Here is an 11,201-nt window from a genome sequence, read left to right on the forward strand (position 1 = left end):
CCTACTCTTTTACGTCTGAGTCTGGCAGGAAGGATATCAAATCCTCATCTTTTTTCTCTGCGCTCTGGTGCGCCCTCTGTGGTTAAATAAATAATTTTTGAACCGCAGAGTACGCAGAGTACGTAGAGGTAAGAAGAGAGAGAGCTATTAATTTTCTGGAGTTTTTATCCATCTTGACAGGGCTAGGAATGCCCACCCTACAGTAATTAGATTTTTTTTACAAATCATTTATGATTCCTATAGGTACGTTAATATTTAGATTGCATCAAAAAGCAGATGCACGAATATTTATATTTCGGTTGTGAGGAGTAAAGTTTGTGACTAGACCACCCAGTCTTGGTATCAGCATTTTCTTGTATATTACGGGTATTTTGTTAGTAGTTTTAGCTATAATTCTTCTCCTACAAGCTTTTGGAGTGGTCAAGAACATTCCCAAAGAAGCAATTTGGGGTTTGGTACTGCTGTCGATAGGTTCGGGGATTTTATCCGCAATTCGCCGTCGTTAACTTTTAATTAACTCAGCAAGTCGGCACAATTAAAGTTAACGAGTCAGGATCGTCATTTGTCAATAGTCATTTGTCATTGGTAAGGGTTTCAGATTTATTTACATTTTGTAACGTAGTTCTGCTGATTTCCGCCTACCTACTTATCGTTTGGCTTGAGTAGCCCTTGTAGAAGCTACTATTTATTAATGTAACCATTCACTGGTCACTGGTCATTGGGTTATGTTGGGTTTCGTTCCTCAACCCAACCTACGGTTACTGCTCACTGCTCACTGCTCACTGTTATCCCATGTCAACAACTGACTTTCTCACTCACCTCAATCCAAGTCAACGCCGCGCTGTAGAACATTTTTGCGGTCCCTTACTAGTTGTTGCTGGTGCGGGGTCTGGTAAAACACGAGCGTTGACTTATCGCATTGCTAATTTGATTTCCCATCACCGTGTCGATCCGGAGAATATCTTGTCGGTTACCTTCACGAACAAAGCCGCACGGGAGATGAAAGAACGGATTAAAAAGCTGTTTGCCGAGCAGTTGGCTATGATGGAGTACGGCGAACGGTTTGATTTGCTGCCAGAATACGAACAAACGAAACTTGAATCAAAAGTTTGGAAAAAAACTGTTAAGCATTTGTGGTGCGGTACTTTCCACAGTTTATGTTCGCGGATTCTTCGTTTTGATATCGGAAAGTATGAGGATGAAAAAGGACGGCGTTGGACTCAGAATTTTTCTATCTTTGACGAGTCTGATGTTCAAAGTCTTATCAAAGACATTGTGACTAAACAACTGAGCTTGGATGATAAGAAATTTGAACCTCGTTCTGTCCGCTATGCTATCAGTAATGCGAAAAACCAGGGTTTATCACCTCAAGAATTTGAAAGAGAACAGCCTAATTATCGGGGAAGGGTTATTGCAGAGGTTTATACTGCTTATCAAAATCGACTTGCGGAAAACAATGCTCTTGATTTTGATGACCTGATTTTAGTTCCTGTAAAATTGTTTGAGCAAAACGAGCAAGTTTTGGGTTATTGGCATAACAAGTTTCGCCACATTTTGGTGGATGAGTATCAGGATACTAACCGGACTCAGTACAATTTGATTCGGTTATTAGCGACAAATGGGGAACTGGAAAAGAGTGAATGGGACTGGACAAACCGCTCTGTTTTTGTAGTAGGTGATGCGGATCAGTCAATCTATTCTTTTAGGATGGCTGACTTTACTATTTTGTTGGAATTTCAGCAAGATTTTGGTGATGGCTTACCAGATGAAGATACCAGAACGATGGTAAAGCTAGAGGAAAACTATCGTTCTTGTGAAAATATCTTAGAAGCAGCAAACCATTTGATTGAGAATAACACCCAGAGAATTGATAAAATTCTTAGGGCTACACGCGGTGCGGGGGAAGAAATTTATTGTCACAAAGCTGATGATGAGCTTGTGGAAGCTCAATTTGTTATCAATCAAATTCAGACTTTGGAACACCAACACCCTGAGTTGAACTGGGGTAGTTTTGCTGTTCTTTACCGTACTAACGCTCAATCACGCCCGTTTGAAGAATTATTGGTTCGGAATAATATTCCTTACACGGTGGTGGGAGGAATTAAGTTTTACGATCGCAAAGAAATCAAGGATGTCTTGGCTTACTTACGTGCGATCGCGAACCCTTCGGATACTGTGAGTTTATTACGAGTTATCAACACTCCCCGGCGCGGTATTGGTAAAGCTACGGTGGATTCCTTGGTCAAAGCATCTCAAGAATTAGGCACGACTTTGTGGGAAATACTGAGCGATGAGACATCAGTTAATACATTAGCTGGACGTTCTGCTAAAGCTGTTAATGGCTTTGCGGATTTGATTCGTCAATGGCAAGAACAATTGGATAAGGTTCCTGTTTCAGAAGTTGTACAAGGAGTTCTTGACGGTTCGGGTTACATCCAAGACTTGATGTCTCAAGGGACAGATGAAGCAGAAGATAGGGTGCAAAACGTCCAAGAATTGTTTAATGCCGTACTGCAATTTCAGGAAGAAAACGATGATGTGTCGCTACAATCGTTCCTTTCAAGTACTGCTTTGAGTTCCGATTTGGATAATTTGAAGGAAGGAGAAACAGCAGTTTCTTTGCTGACTTTACACGCTTCTAAAGGTTTGGAATTTCCGGTGGTGTTTTTGGTGGGTTTGGAGCAGGGGTTATTTCCTAACTACCGTTCTATGAACGATCCCGCCGCATTGGAGGAAGAACGCCGTCTGTGTTATGTCGGAATTACTCGCGCTCAAGAACGGTTGTATTTGACTTATGCGAGGGAACGTCGTTTGTATGGATCGAGGGAACCTGCTTTGCGATCGCAGTTTCTGGATGAATTGCCTGAAGAACTGATGGCGTCTCAACGTAAAAGTCAAATGGCTTATATTCAACGTGCGAGTGCTAATTTACAACAGAGTGCAGCCCGTGGGAAAAAGGAAGTGACGGAAAATTGGCAGGTGGGCGATCGGGTTCTTCACAAAACTTTTGGTATTGGGGAAATTACTCATATTTTTGGTTCTAGTAGTAAGGTTTCATTGGCTATTAAGTTTGCTAATTTGGGGCAAAAAATTATCGATCCTAAAGTAGCTCAGTTACAAAGGGCTGATTAATGGGCTTGTTGCAAAAGTTTAAGAAATTAATTATTAACCGCAGATGCACGCTGATGGACGCAGATAAAATTTGCCTAAGTGGCGATCGTGCGCCCATGACTATTTTTTAATTTGTTAGCTCGTGCCATACTTCTTTAAACTTGCTGTCCAATCTGTAAAAACCTTGGGAGAAATGTGTTTACCTCGCTCCTTGATTAATGTATCAGCCATTGTCATCACCTCTATGACTGTTTTGTGTTTAGTTTCTACCATCTCACCGAATAATCGCAGTGTCCTGGTATAGGCAATGTTGTATGCTTTACAAGTTTCAGTAACTAGCCCGTCATCACTGGCACAAATAAGCAACTGATGACGGGCAATAGCAATTGTAGATCGGTCTGCGTCACTCAACAACGGTTGTCTAGCTCCAAATTCTATAAAACTGGCGAACATTTCCTCTGTTGAGAGATTAAGCGCTGTTAGGTAAGTTTTTGCGGCTTCACGAGTGGGAAGTTCCAGTCGATCTGAATCCAAAACTTCTTGGGCAATATATAAAGGGCTGTAGTGCTTTTGTAACCATCCCCACTCGTCTAGCCAGCAAAAATCAATTAGTGCGGTTGCATCAAGAATTGTGCCATTAAGCAACTGCATAAACCTCTCTTTCTCGACGCTGCATCCGCAGTCCTTCGACAGTTAGATTGAGAAGTTCGGCTGCCTTCATTTCCGAAATTTTGCCCAATTTTAAAGTATTCCAAATCAAACATTCATAGCGTTCATTTTCTAGAAATTCCTTTGGCTCAAGCTCTGGTGGTAATTCCATTACCTCATGCAGAGATGCACCATTATTTTGCTGTTTATAAATTGTACGAATTTTGGCTGTCTCTTTTGCTAAGTCGATGACTTCCATGTCTGATAACCGGCGCAATATGACTTGATAACTCACTCTAAAATGTCGTTTGAGTTCAAGAATATTCTTAGTTTGGGCATACATCCGTTCAAATTCAGCTTGGGGAACCAGTAGATGACTGGCAAAATAATTGGCAACCTGCTCTCGTGCTTTTTCTTCTTCTTTAGTTCCCTCCTCAACTAAAGTGTCTTGGTACTCTACCCGGTGGAAAATAAGATGTCCAATTTCATGAGCCAAAGTAAACAACTGACGTTCAATAGTTATACTATCTGTATTTACTAAAACAAAAGCACCCTCAGTTTCACTACAGGCACTTAGACCAAAGAAATCTTTAATTGGAATTGACTGGCGTATAACTTTTAAACCAATTTCATCCACAGATTGAAACAGGTTGACAATGGGTGCATCTCCCAATCCCAAACGATGACGAAACAAAGCGGCAATTTCTTGAATGCGCTTTTGATTGCCTTCAACTTGGTGACAGGGTGTGCTTTCTGGGGTATAGGTCGGAAAGCCAACAGCTTGTTCTAGAGCATTGTAGGTTTGCAATATTCGTAAAACTTGGGTTGCAAACTGGGGTTTTTTGCCAAAAGATGCATGAGCGCGGAACCGGAAGTTGGGTAAACATACGCTTTGAGAGCGTAACAAATCATCAAGTGTAACGCCTAAAACACGAGCCAGAGCAGAAAGGGTTTTGCTGTCTGGTAGGGTTTTGGCGTTCTCGTAGTTGTTGATGCTCTGGCGAGTTACCCCGGCTTGTTCTGCAAGTTGTTCTTGAGACAAGCTCAAACTTTTACGGTAGCGGATCAGGTTGGTAGCGATGACCTCTTTCATGGCTGATTGACCCTTGAATCGCTAGAGGTGTTTGGGGAGGTATAGAAAATTATGTCAAAGTTTTTGACACAGATTTACTCTATTTTAACAGAAAATGTCAAAGCGGTTTGACATTAGTTGGAATAAGGATTACGAACAATCTTGTATCTTTTTTCGACTGCTGTTTTTAGACAATTTGGAAATATTCCTGGTGGTAGAGGAAAAGCGGGCGATCTTTGCATCAATGCTTCTGATTCTGTGACAATATCAGGTAGTAATTTATTAGGCTATTCCAGTGGTTTAGCTACCCTAACAGAAAGAGGAGCATCCGGCGATGCTGGTAACATTGTAGTAACTACAGGTAACTTTCGAGTAACAGATGGTGCAAACGTTATCGCCAGCACCTTTAACGACAGTAAGGGTGGTGACATTACAATAAACGCCAATACATTTGAAGTTTTGACTGGCGGACAGGTGATTACAAATACCCGTGGTAGTGGAAACGCTGGTAGTATTAGACTAAATATTAAAGATAATATTACCATTGCTAGTAACGACCCAAATTTTGCTCAACGACTAAATCGCGTTGCTGAAGGCATCAAAAATACTGGCTCTACAGACACAGTAAGTGATGTTATTGGTAACGAAGGAGCTGCAAGTGGAATCTTTGCCAATACCACTGCTGGCTCTACCGGACAAGGAGGTAGTATATTTATAGACCCTCCCAACATGACTATCCGAAATGGTACAAAAGTATCAGTCAATAGCCTTGGTTCAGGTAATGCAGGTAATATTACGGTAGAAGCAGGGATTCTCACTCTTGACGATCGAGCTTCAATTTCTGCTCAAACCGGTAGCACTCAAGGTGGAAACATTAACCTTACCGCCCAAAATTATCTACTCATGCGTCGCGGTAGCCAAATTTCTGCAACTGCAGGTACAGCCCAGGCTGGTGGTGATGGCGGTAACATCACCATTAATACTCCCTTCCTCATCGCTGTACCTAATGAAAATACTGACATCACAGCAAATGCCTTCACGGGTACAGGTGGTAATATCAACATCAATGCACAAGGAATTTTCGGTATTGAAGCGCGTCCCCAACCATCAGACAAAACAAATGATATTACTGCGAGTTCAGACTTTGGTTTATCGGGAAGTGTTGATATTAATTCCCCTGATAACAGTTCGCTTCAAAACAGTCTCACTGAACTTTCTCAAAACGTGATTGATACCAACGCACTTCTTGCCAATAGCTGCATAGTTCGCAGTCAGGAAAAACAACAAAGCAGTTTCACTATTACAGGTACAGGTGGTTTACCCAATCGTCCTGGTGACGCATCAATGTCAAATTATTCTACAGGTGATGTTCGCAATATTACAAATGAAAATACATCACCTCATTGGAAAAAAGGCGACCCTATCATCGAACCTCAAGGAGTTTATCGACTCTCTGATGGGAAATTGGTGATGAGTCGAGAGTGTCAAAATGACTGATTTTGTTACTGTCAACCCACTAAACCCAAATATGCATGTCAAGTACAATCATTGCAAAACTTCCCAATCTTCCAAAGCGATAGGTTCTGTTGGGTCATCATAACGGACTACTTTCCCACTCATTGGGTAAAGATTTGTTTCTGGTTGACTATGTGGTGTTACATTCTGCTGTAAGGTTTTAGTTTCGAGAATGATTGCCGTCATGGTGTAACTAGGGTATAACTGGATGTGTAGTAACCAAGTGCAAGACTAGCTATGAAAACTGCAATTTCACTTCCAGATTCAGTGTTTGAAGAGGCAGAAGCACTGGCTGGACAGTTAGGGTTATCACGTAGTGAACTTTATACTAAGGCATTAATAGCATATTTACGGAAATACAACCGCAATCAAACTTTGAATAAATTAAATCATGTTTATTCTGAAGAGTCCTCTGAACTAGATCCAGTTCTGGCAAAAATGCAATTTATGTCACTGCCATGTGAGGATTGGTAATGTATCGTGGAGAAATTTGGTGGGCAAATTTGCCCGATCCAGCCGGTTCTGAGCCTGGGTATCGTCGTCCGGTTTTAGTTGTTCAAGATGATACCTTTACTCAAAGTCGTATCAGAACTATTATTGTTGTAATTATTACTTCTAACATTCGGTTGAGTGATGCCCCAGGAAATGTCTTTTTACCGTGTGACGCTACAGGTTTACCCAAAGATTCTGTAGCTAATGTGTCTCAAATTTTTACTATTGATAAAACGTTTTTGATAGAACGTGTTGGAGCACTACCAACATATTTACAGGAAGAAGTAGATGAAGGATTACGAACAATCTTGTATCTTTAGTAGCACATATCGGCTATCGTTTACCCTATGTTTGGGCAGAGTTTTACAGCATTATTGATTACAAGAAATAATAAGGTGACGAACTTACTAAGGTTTGGCACGCGATCGCTCTCAAGTTCCGATGCGATAAGCTGGATAAAGCTTGCGCCGAAGCGATAAGCGAGCGATTACGGCGCTTACTGCCGTATCGCAAATCCTGAGAGGATGTTTGAAAAGTTTTGGCCTCATATAATGAGCTACTATACAAACTAAGTCCGCCTACGCGGACTAACGGAAAATCAAGATATTATAAACCACGTAGGTGGGTTTTGCTTGTATAGCCGCGATTTCCAATTGCCAAGGCTGTATTAATTGTGACTTTTTAAACAACCTCTGAGATAATGGTAAATTTCCATCACAAATATTATTGCTTTTTCATGCCAAGTCATTAGATACTCCGTATATATCGGGAGTGAGTCTAATGAAAACAAAATACTGGTTGAGTTGTTGGCAGTTAAGATTTGTAGGATTTTTTTTAACAACAATATGGCTAAGTAGCTTCACTGACAAAGCTTTGCCTCAGAGCACTCCCAGTAATATCCAAGCAGATGAGACGCTCGGCACTGAATCATCTCAAATCATACAAAATTTTCAGGGACAACCGCTTGAGTTGATTACTGGTGGTGCAACTCGTGGAATTAACTTGTTTCATAGTTTCAGAGAATTTAACGTCAGTGAGGGTAGGGAAGCTTATTTTTTCAATCCTAGTGCAGGTATCCAAAATATTCTGGCACGAGTCACAGGTAGAAATCGCTCTGAGATTTTAGGTACGTTGGGGACTTCTGGTAACTCGCAGCCTAATTTATTCCTAATAAATCCTTATGGGATTATATTTGGGGAAAATGCGAGCTTAGATGTGCAAGGTTCCTTTGTAGGAACGACTGCAAACGAAATCCAGTTTGGTTTTCAAGGATTATTTAGTGCGACAAATCCCCAAGCACCAGCTTTGTTGACAATTAATCCTTCAGCGATTTTGTTTAATCAGATTAATCGAAATGCAGCTATTCAAAATAATGCTTCAACAACAGGGTTAAACGTCGCTGAAGGTAGAAGTTTACTACTTGTTGGCGGTAGCGTCAGCATGAATGGTGGAACATTATTTGCTCCTGGTGGACGTGTTGAATTAGGAGGTTTAGCGGAACCTGGTAGGGTGGAGCTAGATGTGAATGGCAATAATTTAAGTTTGAAATTTCCAGATAATGTAATGCGAGGAGATATTTCACTGACTCATCAAGCAACTGTATTTGTATTAGGTGCTGGTGGCGGTGATATTGCATTTAATGCAAGGAATATAGATATTTTGGGAAGTAGTAGCATTTTTTCTGGTCTTCTTTCAGGTTTGGGAACGCCTGATACTGTTGCAGGAGATATTACCCTACATGCGACGGAACAAGTCAAAGTAGGACAAGGAAGCCAGATAAGAAATGCTGTACTTGCCAATGCTATTGGTAAAGGAGGAGATTTGACAATCCGTACCAAAGACTTACTTGTGCAAGATGGCGCACAGCTTAGTGTTAGGACATCTAGTGCAGGTAAAGGAGGTAATTTAAATGTTAACGCCTTCAATAAAGTAGAACTGATTGGTAGATCGGTGGATGGTCGTGCTAGTAGTGGTTTATTTGTTTCTACTGACAGCCCTAAAATTGGGGATGCAGGGGACTTAAGGATTACGACTAAAGACTTACTTGTTTACAACGGGGCACAGATAAATGCAACCACATTCGGTGCAGGCAAAGGGGGTAATTTAACTGTTAATGCTGCAAACAGTATTCAACTGATTAGTAATTCTGCAGACGGAAGTTTTATCAGTGCTTTATCTGCTTCTGCAGAAAGAAGCTCAACTGGAAACGGTGGAGATTTGACGATTACGACCAAAAACTTACTCGTGCGCGATGGAGCACAGATTGGTGCAGGTACATTTGGTGCAGGTAAAGGAGGTGATTTAACTGTTGACGCTTCTAATCAAGTAGAAGTTATTGGGAAGTCTTTAAATGGTCGTGCTACCAGTAGTTTATCTGCTCAAGCTAATTCAGGTTCAACCGGAGATGCAGGAAATCTAACGATTACAACCCAAGATTTAGTACTACGGGATGGGGCACAGGTGGGTGCTGGTACATTTGGTACAGGTAAGGGAGGAAATCTAACTGTTAATGCCTCTAATAAATTGGAATTAATTGGTATCTCAGTGGATGGTCGTGTAGGTAGTGGCTTATTTACTCGTGCAAATGGACGTTTAACCGGAGATGCAGGAGATTTAATAATTAACGCTCACAATGTACTTGTGCGAGATGGGGCACAGGTCAGCACTGATACGTTGGGTGCGACTAAGGGAGGCGATTTGACGATAAACACTCAAAATTTACTGATACAGGGTGGGGCACAGGTAGGTGCTGGTACCTTTGGTGCGGGTAAGGGGGGAAATTTGACTGTCAACGCCTCAAATAAAGTGGAAGTGATTGGTAGCTCTTCGAATGGTCGCGTTGCCAGTGGCATATATGTTCAAGCTAACTCAGTTTCAACTGGGGATGCAGGAGATTTGAAAATAAATACTCAAAGTTTAACAGTACGGGATGGGGCACAAGTAAGTACTGCTACGCTTGGAAGAGGAAAAGGAGGTAATTTAAGTGTTAATGCTTCAAATAAAGTGGAAGTGATTGGTAGGTCTACGGATGGTCGTGCAACCAGTGGATTGTTTACTTCGACGGATATAAGATCAACCAAGAATGGAGGAGATTTGACAATTAAAACTCAAGATTTAGTAGTGCGTGATGGGGCACAGGTGAGTACTGCTACATTTGGTACAGGTAAGGGAGGTAATTTAAGTGTCAATGCCTCAAATAAAGTAGAAGTGATTGGTAGATCTGTAGATGGTCTTGTTGGTACTGCCTTGGGTTCTTCTACTGAAGACTCAACTGGAAATGCTGGAGATTTGACAGTTAACACTAAAGACTTTTTTGTGCGCGATGGAGCATTTATTACTGCTGGAACATCTGGTGCGGGTAAGGGAGGTAATTTAACTATCAATGCCTCTGGTAAATTAGAAATGAGTGGCACGTCTGTAGATGGTCGCTTTAGCAGTACCTTGTTTGCTTCTGCAAAAAGAAGCTCAACTGGGAATGCAGGAGATTTAACAATTAATACCAACCAGTTATTACTCATAGAAGGAGCAGAAGTATCTGTAGAAAGTCTTGGAATGGGTAACGCGGGTATTATGACTATCAACGCTGACACCATCCGCTTAGACAATCAAGCCTCCCTCAACGCCAACACGCGCAGTCCTAACAAAGATCCCAATCGAGAACAAGCAACCATCAACCTCAACACCCAAAATTTGACCCTTCGCCGCAACAGCAGTATCACCACCAACGCTAGTGGCGAAAATGTCATTGGTGGTAACATCAATATCAAGACAAAATTCTTAATCGCTCCAGAAAATAGCCGCATCAGCGCCAACTCTGATAATTCTCGCGGTGGTCGAGTGAGAATTAATGCTCGAGGCGTATTTGTTGGTACTAAACTCAGCGATGTTTCTAACTATATTACAGCAACTTCTGGAGTCGGCTTATCGGGAAGTGTTGATGTGAATTCTCCTGATAACAGTTCGCTTCAAAACAGCCTCACCGAACTTTCGCAAAACCTGATTGATACCAACGCACTTCTTGCTAATAGCTGCATAGTTCGCAGTCAGGAAAAACAACAAAGCAGCTTCACTATCACAGGTACAGGTGGTTTACCCAATCGTCCTGGTGACGCATCAATGTCAAATTATTCTACAGGTGATGTCCGCAATATTACAAATGAAAATACATCACTTCATTGGAAAAAAGGCGATCCTATCATCGAACCTCAAGGAGTTTATCGACTCTCTGATGGTAAATTGGTCATGAGTCGCGAGTGTCAGTAGTCAAAAGAAATAACTACAGCGATCGCAAGTCTATTTTTTTCTACTAATTTGGCGATTTCCTAACAAGAAACAATACTTACTCCCAAACCCTGAGATTGAT

General features: G+C 41.4%; 9 protein-coding genes. 6 read left to right on the forward strand and 3 right to left on the reverse strand.

Annotated elements, in window-relative coordinates:
• Positions 1 to 317: 317 nt before the first annotated feature.
• Together ACKTT2_RS17825 and pcrA are read left to right on the forward strand one after the other, a co-directional pair.
• Positions 318 to 506 carry a hypothetical protein gene (locus ACKTT2_RS17825; RefSeq protein ID WP_407889270.1) on the forward strand — a complete coding sequence of 63 codons (189 nt, stop codon included), beginning with the start codon at positions 318 to 320 and terminating at the stop codon, positions 504 to 506.
• Between the two features lie 286 nt (positions 507 to 792).
• Positions 793 to 3,132 (forward strand): DNA helicase PcrA, encoded by a 2,340-nt coding sequence (gene pcrA / locus ACKTT2_RS17830; protein WP_407889272.1) that lies wholly within the window; start codon positions 793 to 795, stop codon positions 3,130 to 3,132.
• Positions 3,133 to 3,246: 114 nt separating this feature from the next.
• Here pcrA and ACKTT2_RS17835 read toward each other — a convergent pair whose 3' ends face one another.
• Together ACKTT2_RS17835 and ACKTT2_RS17840 are read right to left on the reverse strand one after the other, a co-directional pair.
• Positions 3,247 to 3,762: a PIN domain-containing protein gene (locus ACKTT2_RS17835; RefSeq protein ID WP_407889274.1), complete on the reverse strand. Its 516-nt coding sequence runs from the start codon at positions 3,760 to 3,762 to the stop codon at positions 3,247 to 3,249.
• A complete protein-coding gene (locus ACKTT2_RS17840; protein WP_407889276.1) occupies positions 3,749 to 4,852 on the reverse strand; it encodes an ImmA/IrrE family metallo-endopeptidase in 1,104 nt (367 codons plus the stop codon). Before ACKTT2_RS17840 ends, ACKTT2_RS17835 begins: the two co-directional genes overlap by 14 nt.
• Before the next feature lie 141 nt (positions 4,853 to 4,993).
• Here ACKTT2_RS17840 and ACKTT2_RS17845 point away from each other — a divergent pair, with 141 nt between their 5' ends.
• Positions 4,994 to 6,328 carry a hypothetical protein gene (locus tag ACKTT2_RS17845; RefSeq protein WP_407889278.1) on the forward strand — a complete coding sequence of 445 codons (1,335 nt, stop codon included), beginning with the start codon at positions 4,994 to 4,996 and terminating at the stop codon, positions 6,326 to 6,328.
• Between the two features lie 48 nt (positions 6,329 to 6,376).
• Here ACKTT2_RS17845 and ACKTT2_RS17850 read toward each other — a convergent pair whose 3' ends face one another.
• The gene (locus ACKTT2_RS17850) at positions 6,377 to 6,532 is read right to left on the reverse strand and encodes a hypothetical protein (protein ID WP_407889280.1); all 156 of its coding nucleotides are present in this window, start codon (positions 6,530 to 6,532) and stop codon (positions 6,377 to 6,379) included.
• 51 nt (positions 6,533 to 6,583) lie between these two features.
• On the opposite strand from ACKTT2_RS17850, the gene ACKTT2_RS17855 reads away from it, so the two are divergent.
• The 3 genes from ACKTT2_RS17855 (at position 6,584) to ACKTT2_RS17865 (ending at position 11,101) form a co-directional block, all read left to right on the forward strand.
• Positions 6,584 to 6,820: a hypothetical protein gene (locus tag ACKTT2_RS17855; protein ID WP_407889282.1), complete on the forward strand. Its 237-nt coding sequence runs from the start codon at positions 6,584 to 6,586 to the stop codon at positions 6,818 to 6,820.
• Complete coding sequence (locus ACKTT2_RS17860; RefSeq protein ID WP_407889284.1) at positions 6,820 to 7,158, forward strand: type II toxin-antitoxin system PemK/MazF family toxin; 339 nt, start codon at positions 6,820 to 6,822, stop codon at positions 7,156 to 7,158. Before ACKTT2_RS17855 ends, ACKTT2_RS17860 begins: the two co-directional genes overlap by 1 nt.
• 460 nt (positions 7,159 to 7,618) lie before the next feature.
• Positions 7,619 to 11,101 carry a two-partner secretion domain-containing protein gene (locus ACKTT2_RS17865; RefSeq protein WP_407889286.1) on the forward strand — a complete coding sequence of 1,161 codons (3,483 nt, stop codon included), beginning with the start codon at positions 7,619 to 7,621 and terminating at the stop codon, positions 11,099 to 11,101.
• The last annotated feature ends 100 nt before the right edge of the window (positions 11,102 to 11,201 follow it).

Origin of the sequence: Scytonema hankhaensis NUACC26 (assembly GCF_045865695.1) — a bacterium.
Classification (GTDB): domain Bacteria; phylum Cyanobacteriota; class Cyanobacteriia; order Cyanobacteriales; family Nostocaceae; genus Scytonema.

Bases quoted from the DNA above. Each gene is read 5' to 3' on its own strand.
- ACKTT2_RS17860 (WP_407889284.1), top strand. From the start codon at position 6,820: ATGTATCGTGGAGAAATTTGGTGGGCAAATTTGCCCGATCCAGCCGGT.
- ACKTT2_RS17865 (WP_407889286.1), top strand. From the start codon at position 7,619: ATGAAAACAAAATACTGGTTGAGTTGTTGGCAGTTAAGATTTGTAGGA.
- pcrA (WP_407889272.1), top strand. From the start codon at position 793: ATGTCAACAACTGACTTTCTCACTCACCTCAATCCAAGTCAACGCCGC.
- ACKTT2_RS17855 (WP_407889282.1), top strand. From the start codon at position 6,584: ATGAAAACTGCAATTTCACTTCCAGATTCAGTGTTTGAAGAGGCAGAA.
- ACKTT2_RS17840 (WP_407889276.1), bottom strand. From the start codon at position 4,852: ATGAAAGAGGTCATCGCTACCAACCTGATCCGCTACCGTAAAAGTTTG.
- ACKTT2_RS17850 (WP_407889280.1), bottom strand. From the start codon at position 6,532: ATGACGGCAATCATTCTCGAAACTAAAACCTTACAGCAGAATGTAACA.
- ACKTT2_RS17835 (WP_407889274.1), bottom strand. From the start codon at position 3,762: ATGCAGTTGCTTAATGGCACAATTCTTGATGCAACCGCACTAATTGAT.